Raw genomic sequence first — 25,515 nt, 5'->3', positions numbered from 1 at the left:
CACCACGGGCGAACTACGCTCGTGGGATGGAACCGGTGCTGCTGCAGACGCCCCGACTCGAGCTCTCCGTGCTCGGCGAGGGCGATGCCGAGGCGATCGTGGCGGCGGGGCAAGACCCCGCCGTGCAGCGGTACACCTCGGTGCCGTCGCCCTTCACGCGGGCGGGTGCCGACGAGCTCATCGCGGCGAGCCAGGCCGGGTGGCGCGACGGCGACCGACTCTCGTGGGCGGTGCGCGAGGCGGGCGTGCCGGTCGGGGTGGTCGGGCTCTACCGGGTCGACGGCAAGGGGTCGGGCGAGCTCGGCTACTGGCTCGGCGCGTCCGCTCGCGGACGGGGTCTGTTGACCGAGGCGGCCCGCGCCGTAGTCGACTGGGGTTTCGCGCCGACCGGCGCCGCGCTCGAACGCATGGAGTGGCACGCGGCCGTCGGCAACGCCGCGTCGGCGCGCGTGGCGCAGACGCTCGGGTTCCGCTTCGAGGGCGTGCGGCGCAGAGCGCTGATCACCAAGGAAGGCCGGCGCGATGGTTGGGCAGCAGCCCTCCTACCGCGCGATGACCGCACGCCGCAGCGCTGGCCGGTGGTCTGACCCCGCCCGCGTGTCGGTGCGCCGTGTCAGGATGGGCGCATGCCCGAGATGCCCGAGGTGCAGGGGCTCGTCGACTTTCTCGCCGAGCGCGCCGTCGGGCATGCGATCACGAAGGCGACCCTCGCGAACATCGCGGCGCTGAAGACGTACGATCCCCCGCTCGACGCCCTCGTCGGGACGACCATCACACGCAGCACGCGGCACGGCAAGTTCGTCGATCTGACGACGGATGCCTCGGGCTCGCCCGTGCACCTCGTCTTCCATCTCGCCAAGGCGGGCTGGCTGCGCTGGTACGAGCAGCTGCCCGCGACGGTGATCCGGCCGGGCAAGACGCCGATCGCCCTCCGCATCGGCCTCGACGACGGATCGGGATTCGATCTCACCGAGGCGGGCACCAAGAAGTCGCTCGCCGTGTACGTCACCCGAAGCCCGGGCGAGGTGCCGGGGATCGCACGGCTCGGGCCCGATCCGCTGAGCGCCGACTTCACACGTGACACCCTCGCCGGGCTGCTCACGGGCCGCCGCACGCAGATCAAGGGCGTGCTGCGCGACCAGTCGATCGTCGCGGGGATCGGCAACGCCTACTCCGACGAGATCCTGCACGCGGCGAAGATGTCTCCGTACGCGCTGGCCGCGAGCCTCGGCGACGACGAGGTCGACCGGCTCTACACAGCGCTCCGGGCGACGCTGACCGATGCGGTGGCCCAGGCATCCGGCCGCCCGCCCGCCGACCTCAAAGACGCCAAGCGACGCGGCATGGCCGTGCACGGACGGCGCGGTGAGGCGTGCCCGGTGTGCGGTGACGAAGTGCGGTCGGTGTTCTTCGCCGACAACTCGCTCGAGTACTGCCCGACCTGCCAGACGGGCGGCAAGCTGCTCGCCGACCGGCGGCTGTCGCGGCTGCTGAAGTAGCCAGACGGGCGCCGGTCAGTCGGTCGTACCCATGAGGATGCGGGCGTCGTCGTCGACCCAGTCGATCGACTTGGCGACCGCTTTCTTCCACTGCCGGTAGCGGCGGCTGCGCTCTTCGGCGCCCATCCGCGGCTCGAACCGCACGTCTTCTTGCCAGTGCGCGCGCAGCTCGTCGAGCGACGACCAGACGCCGACCGCGAGCCCGGCGGCGTAGGCGACGCCGAGCGAGGTCGTCTCGACGACTTTCGGGCGCACCACGGGGATGCCGAGGATGTCGGCCTGGAACTGCATCAGCAGCGCGTCGCGCGTCATGCCGCCGTCGACGCGCAGCAGGGTGAGCGGGCGGCCCGCATCGGCCACGACCGCCTCGATCACGTCGCGCGACTGGAAAGCGGTCGATTCGAGCACCGCGCGGGCGAGATGCGCCTTCGTGACGTACCCGGTGAGGCCGACGAGCGCACCCCGCGCCTCGGGCCGCCAGTACGGGGCGAACAGTCCCGAGAAGGCGGGCACGAAATAGGCGCCGCCGTTGTCTGCGACCGATGCCGCGAGCTGCTCGACCTCATCGGACGTGCGGATCACGCCGAGGTTGTCGCGCAGCCACTGCACGAGCGAACCGGTGACGGCGATCGAGCCCTCGAGGGCGTAGCGCGGGGCGTCGTCGCCGACCTGGTACGCGACGGTCGTGATGAGGCCCGCCGCCGAGCGCACGATGTCGGTGCCGGTGTTCACGAGCAAGAAGTTGCCGGTGCCGTAGGTATTCTTCGATTCGCCCGCCTCGAACGCGGTCTGGCCGAACGCCGCCGCCTGCTGGTCGCCGAGGATTCCGGCGATCGGCACCCCCGCGAGTGCTGCCGGCTGCCGCACGTCGCCGAACACCTCCGACGACGAACGGATCTCGGGCAGCATGGCGCGCGGAATGTCCCACACCGAGAGCAGGTCGTCCGACCAGTCGAGGGTGCGCAGGTCCATCAGCAGGGTGCGCGACGCGTTCGTGACGTCGGTGACGTGGATGCCTCCGTCGACGCCGCCCGTGAGGTTCCAGACCACCCAGGTGTCGGGCGTGCCGAAGAGCAGATCGCCCGCTGCGGCGGCCTCCCGGGCCCCGTCGACGTTGTCGAGGATCCACGCGATCTTCGACGCGGAGAAGTACGTGGCCAGCGGCAGTCCGGTCTGCTCGGCGAACGCGCCGACGCCGCGGCGCGCGATGAGGCGGTCGATGCGCGGCTGGGTGCGCGTGTCTTGCCAGACGAGCGCGTTGTGGATCGGCTGGCCGGTGCGCCGGTCCCACACGATCGCGGTCTCGCGCTGGTTGGTGACGCCGACGGCGGCGACGTCGGCGGCGGTGAGCCCGGCGTCGCGCAGCGCGTGGGCGATCACCTCTTGCGCGTTCGCCCAGATCTCGATGGGGTCGTGCTCGACCCGGCCGGCGCGCGGAAAGATCTGCGCGTGCTCGCGCTGGGCACTGGCCACGGGCCGAGCCGCCGCGTCGAAGACGATCGCACGCGTCGAGGTCGTGCCCTGGTCGATCGCGATCACGTGCTGCGGCACGTCGCCTCCTCGTCGAGCGGTGATGATCCGGACTCCCGTTCCACGCGACAGGCGGGGGGTCGTGCCGGTGGGTACGCGGGAGTTCTCACGCTATCGCGACCGAGGTGGGTGATTGCCGAGCGTCGTGCGAGCCGGTGCGCGGCGGCGAGCGCCCGCGTGCGCCCGACACGGAATGAAACGCCGCGCGGTGCGTTGAGTAGGATCGAGAACAGAACAACGTGCTCCGGGGTCGGTGAGAATCCGAACCGGCGGTGACAGTCCGCGAGCCCCTCCGATCGAGAGATCGGGCGGGTCGACCCGGTGGAATTCCGGGACCGACGGTGATGCGACGCCCTTCTTTTGAGAAGGCGGCGCGAGTCCGGATGGGAGGCAGCACGGGCGGCGCCGTTCGCGACGCCTGCCGCGCAGACCGCGCATCGCCCGCCCCGGAGCCTTCACGAAGGACGACGGATGCCAGAGGCCGAACGCGAGCCCGACGCGACGCAGCGCGCCGTAGAGCGTGCGATGCGCCGTGCGCTGCAGCTGGCCCTGAACGGACCGCGCGGCGTGAACCCGCAGGTCGGCGCGGTCATCCTCTCTCCCGCCGGCGAGGTGCTCGCCGAGGGCTGGCACCGCGGTGCCGGCACACCGCACGCCGAGATCGACGCGCTGACGAACCTCGCCGCCACGCACGGCGCCGAGGCGGCGCGGGGCGCGACGGCGGTCGTGACGCTCGAGCCCTGCAACCACACCGGGCGCACCGGTCCCTGCGCGGTGGCGCTGCTCGAGGCCGGCGTCGGCCGGGTCGTCTACGCGGTGCATGACCCGGGGGCCCTCTCCGGCGGCGGCGGCGCGCGTCTGCGGTCCGCCGGCGTCGACGTCGAGGCGGGCGTGCTGGGCGACGAAGGCCGAGCCCTTCTCGACTCGTGGCTCACCGTGCAGCGGCTCGGCCGCCCGCACGTCACCGTGAAGTGGGCGCAGTCGCTCGACGGGCGCGCCGCGGCATCCGACGGCACCAGCCAGTGGATCACCGGGCCCGCCGCCCGCGCCGACGTGCACGTGCGCCGCGCCGCGGCCGACGCGATCGTCGTGGGCACCGGCACCCTGCTCGCCGACGACCCCGCCCTCACCGCGCGCCGACCCGACGGCTCGCTCTACGAGCACCAGCCGCGCCCCGTCGTCGTCGGCACGCGCGCCGTGCCGCAAGACGCGGCCGTGCGCCGTCATCCGGTGCCGTTCATGCAAGACGAGGGCGACGACCTCGCCGACTTACTCGACCGGCTGCGCGAACTGGGCGCACAGCGGGTGTTCGTCGAGGGCGGCCCGACCCTCGCCTCGTCGTTCGTGCGCGCGGGTCTCGTCGACGAGCTGCTCATCTATCTCGCACCGACGCTCCTCGGCGGTGACCGCCTCGCCACCGGCGACCTGGGCGTGCCGACCATCGCCGCGCAGCGGCGGCTGACCGTGACCGACCTCGCGTGCCTGGGCGACGACCTGCTCGTCGTCGCCGCACCCGAGGCCCTCTCGAAGGAAGAAGACTGACCATGTTCACCGGGATCATCGAAGAGCGCGGCGAGATCACCGCCGTCGAGCCGTCAGGCGACGGCGTGCGGGTGACCGTGCGCGGTCCGCGCGCGGTGTCGGATGCCTCGCACGGCGACTCGATCGCTGTCAGCGGCGTGTGCCTCACCGTCGTCGACCAGGGCGAGGACTGGTTCACCGCCGACGTCATGCATCAGACCCTCGCCGTCACGAGCCTCCGCGGCCTCGCCGCGGGCACCCCGGTGAACCTCGAGCGCGCCCTCGCCGCGCACACCCGCCTCGGCGGTCACATCGTGCAGGGCCACGTCGACGGCACGGGCGAGGTGCTCGCGGTCGTACCCGGCGCGCAGTGGCAGGTCGTGCGGGTGTCTCTGCCGACTGAGCTCGCGCCCCTCGTCGTCGACAAGGGATCGATCACGGTCGACGGCGTCTCGCTGACGGTGAGCGCGGTGTCGGATGCCTCTGACCCGGCCCCGTGGTTCGAGGTGTCGCTCATCCCCGAGACCCTCGAGGTGACGACGCTGGGCCTTCGCCGACCCGGCGACCTCGTCAACCTCGAAACCGACATCCTCGCGCGGCACGTGCAGCGTCTGCTCGCCTTCGCCGCACCGACATCGTCCGCAACCGACATCCCCGCGACTCCCGAGTCCACCGAGACCCCCGAAGGAGGCTCGCGATGAGCCTTTCCACCATTCCCGAGGCCCTCGACGCGCTGCGCGCCGGGCGGCCGGTCATCGTCGCCGACGACGAGAACCGCGAGAACGAAGGCGACATCATCCTGTCGGCCGAGCTCGCGACCCCCGAGTGGCTCGCCTGGACCATCCGCTGGTCGAGCGGCTTCATCTGCGCCCCCATGCCGGCCGAGTGGGCGGACCGGCTCGACCTTCCCCCGATGGTCGCGGTGAACGAAGACAGCCGCGGCACCGCCTACACGGTGAGCGTCGACGCATCCGACCGCGTGTCGACCGGCATCAGCGCGACCGACCGCTCGCACACCCTGAACGTGCTGGCCAACCCGGCATCCGTCCCCACGTCGGTGATCCGGCCCGGGCACATCCTGCCGCTGCGCGCCGTCGACGGTGGCGTGCGCGAGCGCGCCGGCCACACCGAAGCCGGTGTCGAGCTCATGAAACTCGCGGGCCTCCAGCCGGTCGCGGCGATCGGCGAGGTCGTCGCCGAAGACGGCTCGATGATGCGGCTGCCGGGCCTCATCGAGATGGGTGAGCGCGAAGGCATCCCCGTCATCACGATCGAGCAGCTCATCGCGTACCTCGACGGCACCGCCCCCGAGGCGCCCGCCGACGCCGCCGACGCTGTCGTCCACGGCCCCCGGCGCCGGGTGAGTCTGCGCGCCGAGGCGCAGGTTCCCACCTCTCACGGCACGTTCCGCTTTCTCGCCTACAAAGACCGGGTCACCGGCACCGACCACATCGCGGTCGTGTCGGGAGACCTGACCGACGAGGCCTCGCTCGTGCGCGTGCACTCGGAGTGCCTCACCGGCGAAGCGTTCGACTCGCTCAAGTGCGAGTGCGGCCCGCAGCTCGACGCGGCGCTCGACGCGATCTCGACCGGCGGCGGCGTGGTGGTCTACATGCGCGGCCACGAGGGGCGCGGCATCGGCCTGATCAACAAGCTGCGCGCCTACAGCCTGCAAGAGCGCGGGCTCGACACGGTCGACGCGAATCTGGCGCTCGGCCTTCCCGCCGATGCCCGCGATTATGCCGCCGCGGCAGGCATCCTCGCCGACCTCGGCATCGAGAAGGTGCGCCTGCTCACGAACAACACCGACAAGGTGAACCAGCTGCGCGCCCTCGGTCTCGACATCGTCGAGCAGGTGCCCCTGCTCGTGGGCGTCGGCCCGAACAACCACCAGTACCTCGAGACCAAGCGCGACCGCATGGGCCACATCATCGGGGCCGACGAGCTCGAGGCGGCCCTCGCCCACGGGGCCGAGTCGACCACCCCCGCCGAGACCCCGATCGGCACCGACACCGACACCAAGGAGCACGCATGAGCGGCCACGGCGCCCCCGCCCCCCAGCAGATCGACGCGACCGGATTGCGCGTCGTTGTCGTCGCGGGGCTCTGGCACGACGTGATCACCGACGGGCTCATCGCCGGCGCCGAGCGCGTACTCGAACAATCGGGCGCCGACTGGCGGCTCGTGCGCGTGCCCGGCTCGTTCGAGCTGCCGGTGGCCGCGAAAGCGGCGCTGGATGCCGGGGCCGACGCGGTCGTCGCCCTCGGCGTGATCATCCGGGGCGGCACCCCGCACTTCGAGTTCGTCTCGTCGGCGGCCACCGACGGCCTCACCCGCGTCGCGCTCGACGCGGGAAAGCCCGTCGGCTTCGGCGTGCTGACCCTCGACGACGAGCAACAGGGCCTCGACCGCGCGGGCCTGCCCGGCTCGAAAGAAGACAAGGGCGCCGAGGCCGCCGACGCGGCCCTGCGCACCGCGCTGCTCCTCCGCGACCTGCGCGGCTGAGCGGCCTCGCGGATCGGCCGCACGGCGGGCCTGCCGCGCGGCGGATCCGCTGCACGGCAGGCCGGGAGCGCAGCGCGACCCATCCTTCAGGTAGGCTGAGGGTATGGAAACCCTGCGTCACGTCGTCGTCCTCGTCCACCTGGTGGGATTCGCGGTGCTGTTCGGCGCCTGGGTCGTCGCCGCCTTCGGCGAGCGCCGCTTCACCCGGCTGATGACCTGGGGCATGGTCATCGCCGCCGTTGCGGGCCTCGCCCTGGCCGCGCCCTGGGGCATCGAATACCCGCTGAACTACACGAAGCTCGGCGTGAAGCTCGTCATCCTGCTCATCATCGGTGCGCTCCTGGGCATCGGCACCGCGCGTCAGCGCAAGACCGGCACGCTCGCACCGGCCCTCTTCTGGTCGGTCGGTGTGCTCACCTTCGTCAACGCCGCCATCGCCGCCATCTGGCGCTGACCGCCCGGCGCTGAGCGCCGCACCGATTCGCACTCTCCTACGCCCGGGCGCTTCGGCCGGGCGTAGGATCGTTTATCGCCCCCCGGGATCCTGCCGGGGAGCACGGTGCCCCCATCGCCGCGACGCCCGCCGCACCACCCCTGCCACGGACGCCCGCCACCGGTGCGTCCCACGAGGACCTTCCCTTTCTTTCGACAGGTCCCCATTCGCATGTCTTCATCTCCCACCGGCACGGGCCGCACCGCCACGGCTCCGGTCCCCGCCAACCCGCGCTCCCGCGTCATCACCGCGAGCCTCATCGGCACCACGATCGAGTTCTACGACTTCTACGTCTACGCGACCGCGGCCGTGCTCGTCTTCCCGATCCTCTTCTTCCCCACCGGCAACGAGACGACCTCTCTGCTCTCGTCGTTCGCGGTGTTCGGCGCCGCGATGGTGGCCCGCCCCATCGGCGCGGTGATCTTCGGCCACTTCGGCGACAAGTTCGGCCGCAAGGCGACCCTCGTGGCATCCCTTCTCACGATGGGTATCGCGACCTTCCTCATCGGCTGCCTGCCGACCTTCAACGACATCGGCTGGTGGGCCGCGTTCCTGCTGCTCGTGCTGCGCCTGTTCCAGGGCTTCGCCCTCGGCGGTGAGTGGTCGGGCGCCGCGCTCGTGGCCACCGAGAACGCCCCGAAGGGCAAGCGCGCCTGGTACGGCACCTTCCCGCAGCTGGGCGCACCGATCGGCTTCATCATCGCCAACACGGTGTTCCTGGTGATCAACTTCGCCCTGCCGCACCCCGACGGCCCCGCGCAGCGCTCCGAGGCGTTCCTCGCCTGGGGCTGGCGCGTGCCGTTCCTCTTCTCGGCCGTCATGGTCATCATCGGCCTGTGGGTGCGCCTCAAGCTCGTCGAGTCCGAGACCTTCGTCAAGGCCGAGAAGACCGGCGCGCTGCGCAAGTTCCCGCTCGGCGAGGTGATCCGCTCGAACTGGAAGAACCTCATCCTCGGCACATTCATCATGCTCGCGACCTACGTGCTCTTCTACCTGATGACGAGCTTCACCCTCTCGTACGGCACCAAGCCCACGCTCGCGGCCGCGCAGAAGGTGGCCGACGCCGCCGGCACGGCGTTCGACCCGACCACCTACGTCGGGGGCCTCGGCTTCGGGTACACCGATTTCGTGATCATGCAGATCATCGGCGTCGTCTTCTTCGGCATCTTCACCCTGCTCTCGGGCCCCGTCGCCGACACGATCGGGCGACGCCGACTGCTCATCTGGGTGACGGCGGCGATCGGCGTGTTCGGCCTGCTGTTCAACGTCTTCCTCATGCCGCAGCTCGACCCGAAGTTCACCGGCGCGCTCGTGCAGGCGTTCCTCGTGTTCGGGTTCATGCTGATGGGCGCGACGTTCGGACCGATGGGCGCCGTGCTGCCCGAGCTCTTCCCGACGAACGTGCGCTACACGGGGTCGGCGATCTCGTACAACGTGTCGTCGATCCTCGGCGCCGCCCTCGCCCCGCTCGTCGCCGTCGCCCTCTGGAGCGCGGCGGGCGGCCAGCCCTGGCTCGTCGGGCTCTACCTGTCGGGCTCGGCGGTGCTCACCCTCATCGCCCTCGCGCTCTCGAAAGAGACCAAAGACGTCGACTACGACACCAACATCGGCCTCGGTGAGACCGGATCGCTCTGACCGCTACACCTGAACGGTGGATGCCGCGGAGCCGAGCGCTCCGCGGCATCCGTCGTTTCACGGGCCACGCCGTCATGGCGCGCAAACAGACACTGCACATGAAAGCGGAGAGAAGATAGAGGGGCAGGACCCGACCTGCAAAGAAAGCCGCTCATGTCTTCTGCCTCCCCTCGCCGCTCCCGCTCTGCGAAAGGCGACGGCCCGCGCGCGAGCCTGCGCCAACTGCTGCCGTTCGTCTTCGAACACAAGAAAACCGTCGTCGTCGTCGCGATCCTGAGCGTGCTCGCCGCGGCGGCGACCCTTGCGCAGCCGCTCGTGGTCGGCCAGGTCATCGAGCGGGTGCAGCAGAGCGCCCCGCTCGGCGCGCTCGTGTGGGTGCTCGTCGGGCTCGTCGTCGCGTCGTCGCTGATCAGCGGCATCCAGCACTATCTGCTGCAGCGCACCGGCACCGCGGTCGTCTACTCCAGCCGCCGGCGGCTGATCGCGCAGCTGCTGCACCTGCCGGTGCAGGAGTACGACGCGCGGCGCACCGGCGACCTCGTCTCACGCGTCGGCACCGACACGACGCTGCTCTACGCCGTGCTCACCCAGGGACTCGCCGACTCGGTCGGCAACGCGCTGATCTTCGTCGGCGCCGTGATCGCGATGCTGCTGATCGACCCCGTGCTGCTGCTGCTCATCCTCGTCGTCGTGGGCGCTTCGGTCGCCGTCGTCGGCGCGCTCAGCGGGCGCATCCGGCGCGCCACGACCGTGCAGCAAGAGAAGGTCGGCGAGCTCGCCTCGGGCGTCGAGCGGGCGATCGGGTCGATCCGCACGATCCGCGCGTCGGGCGCCGCCGCCCGCGAGCAGGCGGCGATCGACGAGACCGCGCGCGGCGCCTACGACGCGGGCGTGCAGGTCGCCAAGGCATCCGCGTTCATCGTGCCGATCGCCGGCATCGCGCTGCAGCTGTCGCTGCTGGTCGTGCTCGGCGTGGGCGGGTTCCGGGTCGCCTCGGGCGCCATCACGATCGCGCAGCTGGTGACCTTCGTGATGTTCCTCTTCTTCCTCGTGCAGCCGCTCGGCTCGTTCTTCGGCGCCATCACCTCGGTGAACCAGGCCCTCGGCGCCCTCGGCCGCATTCAGGAGGTGCTGGACCTTCCCACCGAGACCGCCTGCGACGCCGAGATCGCCGCCGCCGCCGACGAGGCCCGCCGCGCCTGGCCCGCCGAAGACCTCACCGGGCCGATCCAGACCGTCGACGACCTGCTCGCCACCCGCGACAGCTCGGCCATCGAGTTCCGCGGCGTGCGGTTCGCGTACCCCGCGGCGGTCGTCCGCACCCGCCGCAGCGCCGAAGAAGAGGCCCAGCGCGCCCTCGCCGACGTGCACGCCGACACCGTCGCCGTGCGCGAGGTCGACGGCGACGTGCTGCACGACGTGTCGTTCGCGGTGCCGCGCGGCGCGCGCGTCGCCCTGGTCGGGCCGTCGGGCGCCGGCAAGTCGACGACGCTCGCCCTCATCGAGCGCTTCTACGACCCCGACGCGGGCGCCGTGCTGCTCGACGGCACCGACGTGCGCCGCATCGACCGCAGCCGCCTGCGCGCCCAGCTCGGCTACGTCGAGCAGGATGCCCCGACGCTCGCCGGCACGATCGGCGACAACCTGCGGCTCGCGTCTCCCGAGGCATCCGACGCCGCGTGCGAGCGCGTGCTGCGCGCGGTGAACCTCGGCGACGTGCTCGAACGCTCGCCGCTCGGGCTCGCCGCGCCCGTCGGCGAAGCGGGTGTCATGCTTTCGGGCGGCGAGCGCCAGCGCCTCGCGATCGCCCGCGCACTGCTGGCCGCTCCCCCGATCCTGCTGCTCGACGAGTCGACGTCGTCGCTCGATGGCCTCAACGAACAGCGCATGCGCGAGGCGATCGACGCCGTCGCCGCGGGCCGCACCCTCGTCGTGATCGCGCACCGTCTGTCGACCGTCGTCGACAGCGACCTCATCATCGTGCTCGACCGCGGCCGCGTCGTCGGCCAGGGCACGCACGCCGAGCTCGTCGAGACCGTGCCGCTGTACCGCGACCTCGCCCGCCACCAGCTGCTGGTCTGACCCGGGGCGGGGGTGGGGGTGGGTTCCGCTCCCCAGGCATCCATCCATGTCCCGAAAGTGGTCGGTTTCGGTGCTCGGAAGCGACCACTTCTGGGGCATGCGGCGCCCGAAACGGGACGACCCCCGCCCGAGTGGGACGAGGGTCGCCGCGGCGCAGAGGCCGGAACAGCGGGCGCCGGAAGAGCGCGACGCGGGAGGCGGGTCAGGCCTCCTGGGCGGCCTTCAGGCGGTAGCGCAGCGCCGCGAGCTCGGCGTAGAGCGCCGGCGGCACCTTGCCGTCGAAGGTGCGGTAGAAGTCCTCGGTGAGGTCGGTCTCCTGCAGCCACAGCGCGGGGTCGATCTCGAACAGGGCGTCGAGGTCTTGCTGCGGCACCTCGATGCCGTCGAGGTTCAGGTCGCTCGTCTGCGGCAGACGGCCGATCGGGCTGTCGACGGCGGGAACCTTGCCCTCGATGCGGCGGATGATCCAGTCGATGACGCGCGAGTTGTCACCGAACCCGGGCCAGAGGAAGCGTCCGTCGGCCCCCTTGCGGAACCAGTTGACCTGGAAGACCCGCGGCGCGCGGTCGAAGCGCAGCTTCTGCCCGACCTTCAGCCAGTGACCGAAGTAGTCGGCCATGTTGTAGCCGCAGAACGGGAGCATCGCGAACGGGTCGCGGCGGAGCTCCCCGACCGTGCCCTCGGCGGCGGCGGTGCGCTCGGAGGAGATGTTCGAGCCGAGGAAGACGCCGTGGGTCCAGTCGGTCGCCTCGACGACGAGCGGCACGTTGGTCGCGCGGCGCCCGCCGAAGAGGATGCCGTCGAGCGGCACGCCCTCCGGGGCATCCCAGTCGGCCGCGATCTGCGGGCACTGCGCCGCGCTCACGGTGAAGCGGGAGTTGGGGTGCGCGGCGGGCCGGCCGGCGTCGGGCGTCCACGGGTTGCCCTCCCAGTCGGTGAGCTCGGCGGGCACGTCGTCGGTGAGCCCCTCCCACCAGACGTCGCCGTCGGGGCGGAGCGCCACGTTCGTGAAGATCGTGTTGCCCCAGAGGGTCTCGACGGCCGTCACGTTCGTCGACTCGCCGGTGCCGGGCGCGACGCCGAAGAAGCCGGCCTCGGGGTTGATCGCCCAGAGGCGTCCGTCGTCACCGGGACGCAGCCATGCGATGTCGTCACCGAGCGTCTCCACGCGCCAGCCGGGGATCGTGGGGCGGAGCATCGCGAGGTTGGTCTTGCCGCACGCCGACGGGAACGCCGCCGCCAGGTGGTATTTCTTGCCCTCGGGGCTGATGACGCGGATGAGCAGCATGTGCTCGGCGAGCCAACCCTCGTCGCGGCCGATCACCGAGGCGATCCGCAGGGCGAAGCACTTCTTCGCGAGGATCGCGTTGCCGCCGTAGCCCGATCCGTACGACCACACCTCGAGCGTCTCGGGGTAGTGCACGATGTACTTCTCATCGTTGCAGGGCCACGCGGCATCCTTCTCACCGGGCTCGAGCGGAGCGCCGACCGTGTGCACGGTCTTCACCCACGGCTTGCGGGCGGCGATCTGGTCGAGCACCTCGGTACCGACGCGGGTCATGATGCCGATCGAGGTGACGGCGTAGGCCGAGTCGGTGATCTGCACGCCGATGTGCGAGAGCGGGCCGCCGACGGCGCCCATCGAGAACGGCACGACGTACATGGTGCGCCCGCGCATCGAGCCCTCGAACAGGGGCGTGATGGTCGCGCGCATCTCGGCGGGGTTCGCCCAGTTGTTCGTGGGGCCGGCGTCCTCCTCGCGCTCGGAGGCGATGAAGGTGCGCCCCTCGGTGCGGGCGACGTCGCTCGGGTGCGAGCGGGCGAGGTACGAGCCGGGCCGCCACTCGGGGTTCAGCTTGATGAGCTTGCCCTCGTCGACCTGCTCGCGCAGCAGCGCCTCGTTCTCGGCGCGCGATCCGTCGACCCAGTGGATGCGGTCGGGCTGGGTGAGCGCGGCGATCTCGTCGACCCAGGCGAAGAACTCGTCGAGGCCCTCGCCGGCCCGGACCGGGCGCGCGCCGTAGGTGCGGTATGCCGCCCCGGCGCTGCGGCCCTCGGCGGGGGCGGACGCGGTGCGGGTGAACAGATCGGCGATGGCCATGTCAGCTCCTTCGTGGGCGGTCTCTGGTGCTCGTGTTTCCACTGTGCGCCGATTCGCGCCGAGTTTCGAACGAATCGGGGCGCAAGAATCGCGATTGTTTCGCTATCATCAAGGAATGGCTTCTGCTCTCGAGCTGTCGACTCTCGGTCACCGCATCCGTCATCACCGCGTCGCGCGGGGGTACACCCTCGACGAGCTGGGCGCGCTCGTCGGGGTGGCGGGCAGTCAGCTGAGCCTCATCGAGAACGGCAAGCGCGAGCCGAAGCTGTCGCTGCTGCAGGCGATCGCGCACGCGACGGGCACGGATGTCACCGACCTCCTCTCCCCCGAGCCGCCGAACCTGCGCGCCGCCCTCGAACTCGACCTCGAGCAGGCGCAGAACTCGCCCGTGTTCCGGCGCCTCGGCATCCCCGCCGTGCGCGTCACCAAGGCGACCAGCGACGAGACGATCGAGTCGATCCTGGGCCTGCACCGCGAGCTGCAGCGCCGCGAGCGCGAGGCGATCGCGACGCCCGAGGAGGCCCGGCGCGCGAACACCGAGCTGCGCCTGCGCATGCGGGAGCGGGGCAACTACCTGCCCGAGATCGAGCACCTCGCCGAGAAGCAGCTCAAGGCCGCGGGGCACACCGGCGGCGCGCTCACGCACCGGAGCGTCAGCGTCATGGCGTCGCAGCTGGGCTTCGAGCTCATCTACGTCGACGACCTGCCGCACTCCGCCCGGTCGGTGACCGACCTCGAGAACGGACGCATCTACCTGCCGCCGGCGTCGATCCCCGGCGGTCACGGCCTCCGCTCGATGGCGCTGCAGGCGATGGCGCACCGGCTGCTCGGGCACACGCCGCCCACCGACTACGCCGACTTCCTGCAGCAGCGGCTCGAGATCAACTACTTCGCGGCGTGCTGCCTCATGCCCGAGACAGCATCGGTCGCTTTCCTCGCCCAGGCGAAGAAGGACCGGAACCTCGCCGTCGAGGACTTCCGCGACGCGTTCGGCGTGACGCACGAGGCGGCGGCGATGCGGATGACGAACCTGCTGACCGAGCATCTCGGCACGCGCCTGCACTTCCTGCGGGTCGACGGAGCGGGGGCGATCAACCGGGTCTACGAGAACGACGACCTGCCGCTGCCGATGGATGTCACCGGATCGGTCGAGGGGCAGATCGTCTGCCGCAGGTTCGCCGCGCGCGCCGCCTTCGCGGAGCAGAACCGCACCGTCGAGCACTATCAGTACACCGACACCCCCGCCGGCACCTTCTGGTGTTCGAGCCAGACCGGGCGCACGGGCGACGGCGAGTTCTCGATCACGGTCGGCGTGCCCTTCGACGACGCACGCTGGTTCCGCGGCCGCGAGACCCACAAGCGCGCCGTGTCGACCTGCCCCGACGAGTCGTGCTGCCGACGCCCGGATGCCTCGCTGACCGACCGCTGGAACGGGAAGGCTTGGCCGAGCGCGCGCGTGCACATGCAGATGTTCTCGCCGCTGCCGCGGGGGGCGTTCCCCGGCGTGGACGACGGCGAGGTCTACGCCTTCCTCGACCGGCACGCACAGGAGTAGGGCGTCTTCGACCCTCCCGCGTTGGAGCGGGGGTGCGTCCGGGTGTATCGTTGATGCGCTAGTGAGGTTCACCTAACCTAACTCCCCGAACGAAATCCACACCGTGCTCGCCACTTTCCTGATCGGTCTCCGCGAAGGCCTCGAAGCCGCCCTCGTCGTCGGCATCCTCGTCGCCTACCTCACCCGTATCGGCCGCCGCGACGTCCTCCCGCGCGTGTGGGCAGGCATCGGCCTCGCTGTTGCGCTCGCCCTCGGCATCGGCGCGATCCTCACCTTCGGTTCGTACGCGCTCACCTTCGAAGCGCAGGAGCTCCTCGGCGGCATCCTCTCGCTCCTCACCGTCGCGATGGTGACCTGGATGATCTTCTGGATGCAGAAGACCGGGCGCACGATGAAGCGCACGCTCGAGGGTGGGATCGATCGCGCTCTGTCCGCCGGCGGGGCGTGGGCCCTCGTTGCGATCGGGTTCATCTCCGTTGCACGCGAGGGAATCGAGACGACGCTGCTGCTGTGGTCGATGGTGCAGTCGTTCGGCGACGCGCCGTCGACCCTGCTCGGCGCGCTCCTCGGGCTCGCTGCCGCGGTGGCGATCGGGTGGCTCCTCGCCCGCGGCATGGTGCGCGTCGACCTGCGCGTCTTCTTCGCGTGGACCGGCGCGTTCCTCGTCGTTGTCGCGGCGGGCGTGCTCGCCTACGCCATCCACGATCTGCAGGAGGCCGGCGCCCTTCCCGGGCCGTTCACCGCGCTCGCCCCGATCGAGGCCACCGGCGCGGTCGCGACCGGATGGGCGGCGTTCCCGTTCGGCTGGGCGTTCGATCTGCGCGCGGTGATCCCGCCGACGTCGCCGCTCGCCGCCGTCCTGCAGGCCACCGTCGGCTTCATGCCGCAGATGTCGTGGCTGCAGGTGATCGCCTGGGTGGTCTACCTCCTCGTCGTCGGCACCGTCTTCGTGCGCGGGCTGCGGCGCCGGCCGCCGGCCCCGGCCGGAGCGACGGACGACGTGGATGCCGAGGCATCCGTCGCCCCTTCCCGCTCCCCTTCGACCGACCACCCCACCACCGACTCCCCCTCCACCGACCAGGAGGCGCCCGCCGCCTCGGCCTCCCACCCGCAAGGAGCCTGATGATCCGCCCCCGCCTGCTCGCCGCCACGGCCGCGACCGCGCTCGCCGCACTCGCCCTCTCCGGCTGCGTCGCCAAGACCGATGCCGCCGCCTCGGGCTCGCTCACGGTGACCTCGACGGACACCTCCTGCGACGTCTCGGCGGCGACCGCCACGAGCGGCACGCTCACCTTCGACGTGACCAACCAGAGCTCCGACGTGAGCGAGTTCTACCTGCTCGCCGAGGATGGGTTGCGCATCGTCGGCGAGGTCGAGAACATCGCCCCCGGCGCCTCGCGCACGCTCACCGTCGTCGCGCAGCCGGGCGACTACTACACGCTCTGCAAGCCCGGCATGGTCGGCGAGGGCGTCGGCAAGGCCCCCTTCGCGGTCTCGGGCGAGAAGGTCGCCGCGACCGGCGACGACGCCGAGCAGAAGCAGAAGGCCGTCGACCTCTACGCCGCGTTCGTCAAAGACCAGGTCGAGCAGCTCGTGCCCGCCGTCGACAGCTTCGTCGCGGCGTACGAGTCGGGCGACGACGACGCGGCGAAGGCGCAGTTCGCCACCACCCGCGCCTTCTACGAGCGCATCGAGCCGGTGGCCGAGTCGCTCGGCGACCTCGACCCGCGCATCGACTACCGCGAGGTGGATGCCGTGGCCGAAGGCCTCGAGTGGACCGGCTTCCACCGCATCGAGAAGGACCTCTGGGTGCCCGCGCAAGATGCGCTCAACTCCGACGGCGTGACGCCGGCCTGGCAGAACTGGCAGCCGTCGACACCCGCCGAGCGCGCCGCCTACGGCGACCAGCTGATCGCCGACGTCGCGGAGCTCAACGACTACGTGCACTCGGATGCCTTCACCGAGGCCCTCGACGCGCAGGGGATCGGCGGCGTCTCCAACGGCGCCATCGGCCTGCTCGACGAGGTCGCGACCGGCAAGATTTCGGGCGAGGAGGACTGGTGGTCGGGCACCGACCTGTGGGACTTCGCGGCGAACGTCGAGGGCTCCGAGATGGCATTCTCGCTCGTCCAGGATTTCGCCTCGTCGTCGGGCTCGGAGGGCGCCGCTCTCGTGAAGAAGATCCAGACCGGCTACGACGACCTCTACGCGTCGCTCGCACAGCACGGTTCGCTCGAGTCCGGGTTCGTGAACTACCGCGAACTCACCGAGGCCGACAAGCGCGAGTTCACCGACCTCATCAACGCGCTCGCCGAGCCGCTGTCGAAGCTCACGTCGACCATCCTGGAGTGATGATGACCACGAACGACGACGCCCTCCCCGACGCGCCGGCGGGCGCGGAGACCCCGCCGGCCGGCGGGGTCTCCGGTGCCGAGGTCCGCGGCGGCGAGGCGCGCGGCGGCCTCAGCCGGCGCGGGCTCATCGGGCTCGCCGCGGGGATCGGCGCCGCCGGCCTCGCCGTAGGGGCGGGCGCGGGGTCGGCCGTCGGCCGAGCGCGGGTGGGCGCCTCCGAGGCATCCGTGCACCCGTTCTTCGGCGTGCACCAGGCGGGCATCACGACGCCGGTGCAGGATCACCTGCACTTCGCGTCGTTCGACATGATGGCGCGCACGAACCGCGACGACCTGATCGAGCTGCTGCAGGACTGGACGTATGCCGCGGCGCGCATGAGTCAGGGGCTGGACGTCTCGGCGACGGGCGCGGTGGGTGGATCGCCCGAGGCGCCGCCCGACGACACGGGCGAAGCCCTGGGGCTCGCCGCCAACGGCCTGACGATCACGTTCGGGTTCGGGCCGACGCTGTTCCAGACCGGGGCGGGTGAGGACCGCTACGGCATCGCCGCGCAGCGCCCCGCGGCGCTCACCCCGCTCCCCGCGTTCCTCGGCGACGACCTCGATCCGCTCGCCTCGGGCGGCGACCTCGTGATCCAGGCGTGCGCCGACGACCCGCAGGTGGCGGTGCACGCGATCCGCAATCTCAGCCGGATCGCGTTCGGCCGGGCGCGGCTGCGCTGGTCGCAGCTCGGATTCGGCAAGACGTCGAAGACGACCACCGACCAGGCCACGCCTCGGAACCTCTTCGGGTTCAAGGACGGCACCGCCAACATCCTCGCCGACGACACGGCCGCGCTCGACGCGCACGTCTGGGTCGGCAGCGGCGACGAGCCCGCGTGGATGACGGGGGGCTCGTACCTCGTCGCGCGCAAGATCGCGATGCTCATCGAGACCTGGGACCGCGTGCGGCTCGCCGAGCAGGAGCAGGTCATCGGTCGCGACAAGGCGATCGGGGCACCGCTGTCGGGCGGACAGGAGAACACCGCGCCCGACTTCGCGGCCACGGGCCCGGGCGGCGCGCCGGCCATCGACGCGCGCAGCCACGTGCGACTCGCGCACCCCGACCTCAACGGCGGTAATCGCATCCTCCGCCGCGGATACAACTACGTCGACGGCAACACCGGGCTCGGGCGCCTGGACGCCGGGCTGTTCTTCCTGTCGTACCAGCGCTCCCCCGACCAGTTCGTCGCGCTGCAGAAGGCCCTCGCCACCGACCTCCTCGCCGAGTACATCCGCCACATCGGCTCGGGCGTCTGGGCCGTGCCGCCGGGCGCCGCGGCCGGCTCGTACGTCGGTGCGGGGCTGTTCGACGCCTGAGGTCAGTCCGGGCCGGTCGGATGGCCGTCGCGACCTGCCTGCCGCCGCGCGGGGAGACTGAATTGTGCACACGAGAGCCCGGGCCGGCCCGGCCCAGGCGATCGCTCGCTCGCCTGGGGCGGCCGTCCGCCGGCGAGGAACTCGACGTAGCGCGCGAGCGCCGCAGCGACGGATGCCTCGTCGAGCTGCACCTCGACCGTCCCGACGACCGGGGCGAGATGGTGCCGGTCCACGGCCAGTGCGTGCTTCCACGTGCCGACCACCCGGCCGCCGGTGACGAGCACGGGAGCGACGGCGCCGTTCGGCCCCGGGCCGAACGCCGGGAGGGCGACGACGTCCGGCGCGCGTTCCCGCACCCTCGAGCGCCGAGCGCGCGAGCCCGGGCGGAAGCCCGACCCACCAGCGGAAGTCGGCGAGCCCGGCCGGTCCGTGCCCGCGCAGGTAGCGGACGAGGATCTCCGCGAGCGCATCGGCCGGCGCCGTGGCATCCTCGACCCACTCGTCCGCCGCGACGACGTACTGCTCGCGGCTCGGTGCACCCTCGCGCGGAACGACGGGGCCGAGCACGACGAGCCACCGGAGGCACAGTGCGGCGAGAATGAGGTTCGCGCGCATGCCGGTCGCGTCGATGCCGGCGTCCGTCAGCACCGTGCCGAGCTCGCGACGGGTGAGCCGGTTGTCGCCGCGGAGCACCGGCCGCACAGCGGACTCGGCGCGGGCGAGCACGTCGTCGTCGATGCCGAGGCGGCGGTGCACACCGGCGGCCTGCCGGAGCTGCCGGCCCGGCGTGATGCCCCGCATCCATCCGAGGTCGCGCGGATCGAGGATGTGCACGGTTCCCCGCTGCGTCCACGACCGGATGCGCTCGCCGCGCTCGAAGGCCGCATCGACGTCGGCGAGTGCGGGCGATCCCGTCGAGCGCACGGCGAGCGCCCACCGGCCGCTCGTGAACTCCTGCGACTGCGTCGCCGTCATGTGCCGCGCGGCGACCACGCCCGAGGCGGGGTCGGTCAGACGGTGCGCGCGCATCCGCGCCGCCCGGAGGCCCTCGGGATCCATGACGCCATCCTCCACCCCGTGCGGCCGGCCCCGCGTGCCGTTTGCAGGAGAATCGCGCGCACCGCCGCGCGCGTTCCACGTGTTTCCGCGGCTCGCACGCGCGAGTCGGCACAGAGTTCCTGCAAACGGCACCCGCACCGGCGGTCACGGCCGCCCTATAATCGACTCGTCCGGCGCGCGACGTCGACCGACCCTACCTCCTCCTCGACTGTCGAATCTCGGGGGAGGTCATCGCGCCGTACCAGCAGGAGATCATCCGCGTGAACTCCTGACGCCCGGCTTCTGCGGCGGCGCCGCCGCGCCGCGCACGGCGGGCGGGGAATGCCAGAGCCTGGCAGAACGCTGATCCTTGAGCCCACACTGAGTGTGAACAGGGAGGGATGCCATGGAAGGCCTCGAAGTCACCGTTCTGCTGGGCCTCGCGATCCTGGCCGGGACGGTGCTCGCGCCGCGCCTGCGGATCGCGACACCGCTCGTCCTCGTCGTGATCGGGCTGCTGCTCGGATTCGTCCCGGCACTGCGCGACATCCAGCTGCCGCCCGAGACCGTGCTGCTCCTCTTCCTGCCGGTCATGCTCTTCTGGGAGAGCCTCACGACCTCGTTGCGCGCGGTCCGGCAGTCGCTGCGGTACATCGTGCCGATGTCGACGCTTCTCGTCGTCGCGTCCGCGTTCGCCGTGGCATGGATCGCGACGCTCTTCGGAGTGCCGTTCCATACGGCGCTCCTTCTCGGTGCCGCCGTCGCTCCGCCGGATGCCACGGCGGTCGCCGCCCTCGGGCGTCTGCTTCCTGAGCGGATGTTCATGAAGCTCAAGGCCGAGAGTCTGACAAACGACGGGACGGCGCTCGTGCTCTACGCGATCGCCCTCTCGCTCGCCCTCGGCGAGAACATCTCGGGATGGTCGATCACCGGGATGGTGGCCGTCTCCTACCTGGGCGGCGCCGCGGCCGGCATCGCGGTTGCAGCGCTCGTCTACCTGGCGCTGCGGCGCGCGCCACGCCCTCGTCATCAACACGACGCTTCTGCTCGTGCCGTTCGTCGCCTTCCTCCTCGCCGAGCTCGTCGACGCCTCCGGCGTGCTGGCGGTCGTCTTCGCGGGTCTGATCGTGGCCTGGTCGCACGCGGGCATCACGACCGCGACGTCGCGGCGCCAGGCGCAGTTGGCATGGCCGTTCGGCGTGTATCTGCTCAACGGGGCGCTGTTCGTCCTCATCGGACTCGAGGTGCAGTACGTCGTGCACGACGTCCCGGCCCGGCAACTCGGCATGCTCGTGGCCATCACGATCGCGACGTGGATCGCACTGATCGTCGTCCGGTATGTGTTCCTGACCTTGTTCGCGCCATTCTCCCGGACCCCGCGAGACCCGCGGTTCGGCCACCACCACCGCGGACGCATCGTCAATACGTTCGCCGGGTTCCGCGGCGCCGTGTCGCTTGCGATCGCCCTGTCCGTTCCGCCATCCATCGAGGGCATCGGCGAACTCACCGGGCGCGACATCGTCGCGTTCGTGACGGGCGGGGTGATCCTCGTGAGCCTTCTCGTGCAGGGGACGCTGCTCCCCGCGATCGTGCGTTGGGCGCGCTTGCCGCAGGATGAGACCGCGGCCGAGGAGTACGAGCTCGCGCAGCGCACGATCACGGGTGCGACTGTCGCCGTGCTCGACGACCTCGCCGCCGAGCACGGCATCAGCGACGAGGTGCGCGACCGGATCCGCCGCGAGACCTACGAGTACCTCGAGCTCTCCAATGCACGCGCCTACGCCCGGCAGAGCCGCGCCGACGCGGCATCCATCTCCGAGCTCGAGAGCATGCTCTCTACCCCGGAGGCCGGGAACCACGCGGGCGCCGGGGACGACGCGGATGACGAGGGTGCCGCGGATGCCTCGTGGGCGCGCTCGACTGCGCCCTCGAATTCCGTCGGGGGCGCGGCGATGCCCGCCCTGTCGGCCTCGCCGCTCGAGATGATTGCGACGAGCGACGACATCGACCTGACTCAGCGCTCGCCCATCACCCGGTACGAGGAGGCGACGCGACTGCGCCTCGCCGTGCTCGAGCGCAAGCGCGCCGTGCTGCACCGGTTGCGGCGCGAGGGCACGATCGACGACCTCGTCGTCCGACGGATCGAGGACCACCTCGACATCGACGAGTTGCGCCTGCGTGGCGTGGACCCGCTCGAGTGAACCCGCCCGACGCGACCTACAGCAGCCAGGCGTCGAAGAAGACGGCGAGCTCCTGCACGCCGTCCACGCCGTCCAGGGGGAAGACACCGGCGACGTACTGGTCGGGGCGCACGACGACGACCGCCCCGTCTCGTGAGATGCCGCGTTCCGCATAGATGTCGGTCGCGTTCCAGCGGTTGGGCGCTGCGGCGAACACCTTCTCCCAGTCGGTGAGGTGCAGCGGGCCGGTGCGCGGGCGGAAGATCGCGGGGACGCGCGTGACGTCGATCTCGTCATAGCCTCCCGGGTAGATCACCTTCGCGCGACCGTCGGCCCTCGCGTGGTGTCCGAGATGCACGACGTTGCCGTCTGCGGCGCGCGTGACCGGCGCACTCTTGATTCGCTTGCCGATCGGGAATCCCGTCGCGCGCTCTTGATGCGCGGCGTCCGCGAGCCCGGTCACGACCGCGCCGAGCTTCCAGCCGAGGTTGAAGCCGTCCTGCATCGAGACGTTCATCCCCTGCCCGGCCTTGGCGCTGTGCGTGTGGCACGCATCGCCGGTGAGGAAGACCCTCGGCAGGCGGTCGGTGCCGAGTCACACGTACGGGCACGACTGCGCCGCGGGAGCGTCGAGTTGTCGACGGAAGGCGACTGAAGGAGGGGTCCGTCGCGCGCGGAGTAGCGCCCGGGCGGGGCACGGTCAACCCGTTGGTGTGCACGCGCATGGGCTGATTGAATCGGGACATGACCTCCGCGCATCCGGCTCCCACCGCCGGCGCCGCGCCCACCCCGATCGCCTACGACCACGTCATCGTCGGAGGCGGGATGGTCGCCGACGCGGCGGCACGGGGCATCCGGGAGCGCGACACCGCCGACGACACCGGCGCCGTGGTCGTCCTGCGCACGCGGGTCACCGCCCTCCGCCCCGACGCGCACGAGCTCGACACGGATGCCGGCGACACCTATCGCTACGGCACCGTCCTCATCGCGACCGGCGGCACCCCCGTCGCGCTGCCGATCGAGGGCGGGGGCGCGAGCGACCGGGTGCTCACCTTCCGCACCGCGGGGGACTATCGGCACCTCCGCGCCCTCGCCGCGCAGGCCGACCGCATCGCGGTGGTCGGGGGCGGCTACATCGGCAGCGAACTCGCCGCCGCGCTCGTGCAGCAGGGCGTCGACACCGTGCTCGTGCACAGCACGGCCACCCTCGGCGCCGACGTGTTCCCCGCGGATCTCGCCGACCATTTCGCCGGGATGTTCCGCGACGCCGGCGTCGAACTCGTCGGCGGCCATGAGGTGGTCGGCGGCGTCGCCGGCGACGCGGGAGTGCGACTCGACCTCGAAGGCGGCGCGACGGTCGTCGCGGATGCCGTGGTCTCGGGCCTCGGCATCGAGGTGCAGACCGAGCTCGCCGAGTCCTCCGGCATCGCGACGGGCGACGGCATCGTCGTCGACGCGCACCTGCGCACCGATCGGGCCGACGTCTTCGCCGCCGGCGACGTGGCCGAATACCCCGACCGCATCCTCGGACGCCGCCGCGTCGAGCACGTCGACAACGCGGAGCAGATGGGCCGGCAGGCGGGTCGGAATCTCGCGGGCGCCGGCGAGGAGTACACCCACACGCCGTACTACTACTCCGTCGTGTTCGGCACCCGCTACGAGGCGGTCGGCACGCTCGACGGATCGCTCGAGACGGTCGATGACTGGGTCGAGCCGCTCGAACGCGGCGTCGTCTACTACCTCGACGACGACCGCGTCGTCGGCGTGCTGCTGTGGAACATCGACGATCGAACGGATGCCGCGCGCGCCGTTCTCACCGAGGACGGACCCGTCGATCGCGATGCCCTCATCGATCGCATCCGCGAGGAGGCCTCATGACCGACGACCAGTACGCCTTCGGCAACCCGGTCACGCGCTACCCTCGGGTCGAGCCGCCGCTCCAGCATCAGGACGAGCCGGCGGTGCAGGGCGTCATGACGCCCGTCCCCGACCTCGGCGAGCACACCTACCGGGGCTCCGGCCGGCTCGCGGGGCGGCGCGCGCTGATCACCGGCGGCGACTCCGGCATCGGCGGGGCGGCGGCGATCGCGTTCGCGCGCGAGGGCGCCGACGTCGCGATCGTGCACCGACCGGGCGAGGAACCGGACGCCGCGCACGTCCTCGGTCTCATCCGGGAGGCGGGGCGTCACGGCGTCGCGCTCGTGGCCGACCTCACCGACGCCGAGCGCTGCCGCACCGTCGTCGCCGACGCCGTCGCCGAGCTCGGCGGTCTCGACATCCTGGTCAACAACGCGGGCAAGCAGACCGCCGTGGCGAAGGTCGAAGATCTCAGCGACGAGCAGTTCGAGGCGACGTTCCGGACGAACGTGTTCGCCCCGTTCCGGCTGATCAAGGCCGCCCTCCCCCACCTGACGCCCGGGTCGACGATCATCAACACGGCCTCACTCGAGGCGTACGTGCCCGCGCCCGATCGGCTGGACTACGCGGCGACGAAGGCCGCGATCAACAACCTCTCCAAGGGTCTCGCGCAGCAGCTGGCTCCCCGCGGCATCCGCGTCAACGTCGTCGCCCCCGGCCCGACCTGGACGGCCCTGCAGGTGTCGGACGGCGTCTCCGACGAGCAGATGACGCACTTCGACGACGAGAACGAGTACCGCCGCGCCGGCCAGCCCGCCGAGATCGCGCCGGCGTTCGTCTTCCTCGCCTCGGCCGAGTCGGGCTACATCTCGGGCGAGACGCTCAACGTCAACGGCGGGATGGTCACCCCGTGATGACGCCCGACGCACCGGCATCCGATCTCACCGTCTACGCGCTGCACGCGCTCGGCGGCAGCGCGGCGGAGTTCCGCCCCGTCGCCGCGGCGCTGCGCCCCGGCATCCGACTCGTGCCGATCGACCTGCCCGGCTTCGGCGACGCCGTCGACCTGCCCGGGTACACGGTCGCCGAGATGGCCGATGTCGTCATCGACCGCATACGCCGCGACGACTCCGCCCACGGCGGCCGCTGGCTGCTCCTCGGGCACAGCATGGGCGGCAAGGTCGCCTCGGTCGTCGCCCGGCGCGCGCTCGCCGGCGACGATCCCGTGTTCGGCTTCGCGGGCGTCGTGCTCGTGGCCGCCTCGCCGCCGACGCCCGAGCCGATGAGCGAGGACAAGCGGGCCGAGATGATCGGCTGGGCCCGCGACGGCTGGCTCGGCGAGAACGAGGCCCGCGCGTTCGTCGAGGCGAACACCGCCCTGCCGCTCGGCGGCGAGTGCGATGCGCGGACGATCGACGACCTGCGCCGAGCGGCACCGGATGCCTGGGTGCACTGGCTCGAGCACGGCAGCCGTGAAGACGTGTCGGCCGTCGTCGGCACCCTGGACGTGCCCGCGGTGATCGTCGCGGGCGAGGACGACGACGATCTTGGCGCCGACGCGCAGCCGCGTCTGCACGGCGACGTCTATCCGCGCGCCCGCCTCGTGCGCCTGCGCGAGACGGGTCACCTCGTGCCGCAGGAGCGGCCGGAGGAGGTCGCGGCGGCGATCGCCGCCCTGGCCGACGAGATCGAGGCGCACGCCCCCGCGGTGCCCGCCGACTGGGCGCGCCTCATCGCCTCCCCCGCTCTCACGCCGCGGGTGCGCGCGACGCTCGCCGCCCGGGCGATCGCCGACGACCCGGCCTACCG

The 25,515-nt window shown here is 71.6% G+C and carries 20 protein-coding genes, 3 pseudogenes and 1 riboswitch; of the genes and pseudogenes, 18 read left to right on the top strand and 5 right to left on the bottom strand.

All coding sequences use genetic code 11. The annotated features are described in order from the left end of the window. The first annotated feature begins 26 nt into the window (after positions 1-26). Positions 27-587 carry a GNAT family N-acetyltransferase gene (locus G3N18_RS04630; protein ID WP_196383134.1) on the top strand — a complete coding sequence of 187 codons (561 nt, stop codon included), beginning with the start codon at positions 27-29 and terminating at the stop codon, positions 585-587. A gap of 39 nt (positions 588-626) precedes the next feature. Beyond that, positions 627-1,499 carry an Fpg/Nei family DNA glycosylase gene (locus tag G3N18_RS04625; RefSeq protein WP_196383133.1) on the top strand — a complete coding sequence of 291 codons (873 nt, stop codon included), beginning with the start codon at positions 627-629 and terminating at the stop codon, positions 1,497-1,499. 15 nt (positions 1,500-1,514) lie between these two features. On the opposite strand, the gene glpK is transcribed toward G3N18_RS04625, so the two are convergent. Beyond that, the gene (gene glpK / locus G3N18_RS04620) at positions 1,515-3,050 is read right to left on the bottom strand and encodes a glycerol kinase GlpK (RefSeq protein WP_196383132.1); all 1,536 of its coding nucleotides are present in this window, start codon (positions 3,048-3,050) and stop codon (positions 1,515-1,517) included. A 215-nt stretch (positions 3,051-3,265) separates the two neighbouring features. Beyond that, a riboswitch (FMN riboswitch) is annotated at positions 3,266-3,429 on the top strand. A 71-nt stretch (positions 3,430-3,500) separates the two neighbouring features. Between glpK and ribD the strand changes: the two genes are divergently transcribed. The 7 genes from ribD (at position 3,501) to G3N18_RS04585 (ending at position 11,265) form a co-directional block, all read left to right on the top strand. Then, positions 3,501-4,571: a bifunctional diaminohydroxyphosphoribosylaminopyrimidine deaminase/5-amino-6-(5-phosphoribosylamino)uracil reductase RibD gene (gene ribD / locus G3N18_RS04615; RefSeq protein ID WP_196383131.1), complete on the top strand. Its 1,071-nt coding sequence runs from the start codon at positions 3,501-3,503 to the stop codon at positions 4,569-4,571. Between the two features lie 2 nt (positions 4,572-4,573). Then, positions 4,574-5,251 carry a riboflavin synthase gene (locus G3N18_RS04610; RefSeq protein ID WP_196383130.1) on the top strand — a complete coding sequence of 226 codons (678 nt, stop codon included), beginning with the start codon at positions 4,574-4,576 and terminating at the stop codon, positions 5,249-5,251. Next, entirely contained in the window at positions 5,248-6,585 is a 1,338-nt protein-coding gene (gene ribA, locus G3N18_RS04605) for a GTP cyclohydrolase II (RefSeq protein ID WP_196383129.1), read from the top strand. Before G3N18_RS04610 ends, ribA begins: the two co-directional genes overlap by 4 nt. Further along, positions 6,582-7,055, top strand: a complete 474-nt coding sequence (ribH, locus tag G3N18_RS04600; RefSeq protein WP_196383128.1) for a 6,7-dimethyl-8-ribityllumazine synthase — start codon at positions 6,582-6,584, stop codon at positions 7,053-7,055. The genes ribA and ribH overlap by 4 nt, the downstream gene beginning before the upstream one ends. 103 nt (positions 7,056-7,158) lie before the next feature. Beyond that, positions 7,159-7,509 (top strand): Fe-S protein, encoded by a 351-nt coding sequence (locus tag G3N18_RS04595; RefSeq protein ID WP_196383127.1) that lies wholly within the window; start codon positions 7,159-7,161, stop codon positions 7,507-7,509. A gap of 210 nt (positions 7,510-7,719) precedes the next feature. Next, positions 7,720-9,183 carry an MFS transporter gene (locus tag G3N18_RS04590; protein ID WP_196383126.1) on the top strand — a complete coding sequence of 488 codons (1,464 nt, stop codon included), beginning with the start codon at positions 7,720-7,722 and terminating at the stop codon, positions 9,181-9,183. A 153-nt stretch (positions 9,184-9,336) separates the two neighbouring features. Beyond that, positions 9,337-11,265: an ABC transporter ATP-binding protein gene (locus G3N18_RS04585; RefSeq protein ID WP_196383125.1), complete on the top strand. Its 1,929-nt coding sequence runs from the start codon at positions 9,337-9,339 to the stop codon at positions 11,263-11,265. Between the two features lie 202 nt (positions 11,266-11,467). On the opposite strand, the gene G3N18_RS04580 is transcribed toward G3N18_RS04585, so the two are convergent. Beyond that, on the bottom strand, positions 11,468-13,366 hold the full coding sequence (locus tag G3N18_RS04580) for a phosphoenolpyruvate carboxykinase (GTP) (protein ID WP_196383124.1): 1,899 nt from the start codon (positions 13,364-13,366) through the stop codon (positions 11,468-11,470). 115 nt (positions 13,367-13,481) lie between these two features. Here G3N18_RS04580 and G3N18_RS04575 point away from each other — a divergent pair, with 115 nt between their 5' ends. From G3N18_RS04575 to efeB, 4 genes are all read left to right on the top strand, one after another. Beyond that, on the top strand, positions 13,482-14,921 hold the full coding sequence (locus tag G3N18_RS04575) for an XRE family transcriptional regulator (RefSeq protein WP_196383123.1): 1,440 nt from the start codon (positions 13,482-13,484) through the stop codon (positions 14,919-14,921). A gap of 103 nt (positions 14,922-15,024) precedes the next feature. Further along, the gene (gene efeU / locus G3N18_RS04570; RefSeq protein WP_196383122.1) at positions 15,025-16,044 is read left to right on the top strand and encodes an iron uptake transporter permease EfeU; all 1,020 of its coding nucleotides are present in this window, start codon (positions 15,025-15,027) and stop codon (positions 16,042-16,044) included. Beyond that, complete coding sequence (gene efeO / locus G3N18_RS04565) at positions 16,044-17,273, top strand: iron uptake system protein EfeO (RefSeq protein ID WP_196383121.1); 1,230 nt, start codon at positions 16,044-16,046, stop codon at positions 17,271-17,273. The genes efeU and efeO overlap by 1 nt, the downstream gene beginning before the upstream one ends. Before the next feature lie 2 nt (positions 17,274-17,275). Further along, positions 17,276-18,631 (top strand): iron uptake transporter deferrochelatase/peroxidase subunit, encoded by a 1,356-nt coding sequence (gene efeB, locus G3N18_RS04560; protein ID WP_196383162.1) that lies wholly within the window; start codon positions 17,276-17,278, stop codon positions 18,629-18,631. A 2-nt stretch (positions 18,632-18,633) separates the two neighbouring features. Here efeB and G3N18_RS16040 read toward each other — a convergent pair whose 3' ends face one another. After that, positions 18,634-18,987: a hypothetical protein gene (locus tag G3N18_RS16040; protein ID WP_230403890.1), complete on the bottom strand. Its 354-nt coding sequence runs from the start codon at positions 18,985-18,987 to the stop codon at positions 18,634-18,636. Between the two features lie 55 nt (positions 18,988-19,042). Further along, a pseudogene (locus G3N18_RS16035) lies at positions 19,043-19,606 on the bottom strand (DNA glycosylase AlkZ-like family protein); the annotation flags it as partial. A 469-nt stretch (positions 19,607-20,075) separates the two neighbouring features. Between G3N18_RS16035 and G3N18_RS16295 the strand changes: the two are divergent. Then, positions 20,076-20,636, top strand: a pseudogene (locus G3N18_RS16295) (cation:proton antiporter domain-containing protein); the annotation flags it as partial. A gap of 13 nt (positions 20,637-20,649) precedes the next feature. Next, positions 20,650-21,870 carry a cation:proton antiporter domain-containing protein gene (locus G3N18_RS04550; RefSeq protein ID WP_230403883.1) on the top strand — a complete coding sequence of 407 codons (1,221 nt, stop codon included), beginning with the start codon at positions 20,650-20,652 and terminating at the stop codon, positions 21,868-21,870. Between the two features lie 16 nt (positions 21,871-21,886). Here the strand turns inward: G3N18_RS04550 and G3N18_RS04545 are convergent. Continuing rightward, positions 21,887-22,432, bottom strand: a pseudogene (locus G3N18_RS04545) (FAD-dependent monooxygenase); the annotation flags it as partial. A gap of 161 nt (positions 22,433-22,593) precedes the next feature. On the opposite strand from G3N18_RS04545, the gene G3N18_RS04540 reads away from it, so the two are divergent. The 3 genes from G3N18_RS04540 to G3N18_RS04530 all read left to right on the top strand — a co-directional run. Further along, complete coding sequence (locus G3N18_RS04540) at positions 22,594-23,727, top strand: NAD(P)/FAD-dependent oxidoreductase (RefSeq protein ID WP_196383120.1); 1,134 nt, start codon at positions 22,594-22,596, stop codon at positions 23,725-23,727. Further along, positions 23,724-24,620 carry an SDR family oxidoreductase gene (locus tag G3N18_RS04535; protein ID WP_196383119.1) on the top strand — a complete coding sequence of 299 codons (897 nt, stop codon included), beginning with the start codon at positions 23,724-23,726 and terminating at the stop codon, positions 24,618-24,620. Before G3N18_RS04540 ends, G3N18_RS04535 begins: the two co-directional genes overlap by 4 nt. Further along, positions 24,620-25,515: alpha/beta fold hydrolase (locus G3N18_RS04530; RefSeq protein ID WP_230403880.1), on the top strand; the 896-nt coding region annotated here is incomplete at its 3' end. The genes G3N18_RS04535 and G3N18_RS04530, both read left to right, overlap by 1 nt.

The sequence above is a fragment of the Microbacterium paulum genome, from assembly GCF_015707995.1.
Taxonomy (GTDB): Bacteria; Actinomycetota; Actinomycetes; order Actinomycetales; family Microbacteriaceae; genus Microbacterium; species Microbacterium paulum.
This window is presented reverse-complemented; position numbering and strand designations above follow the sequence as displayed.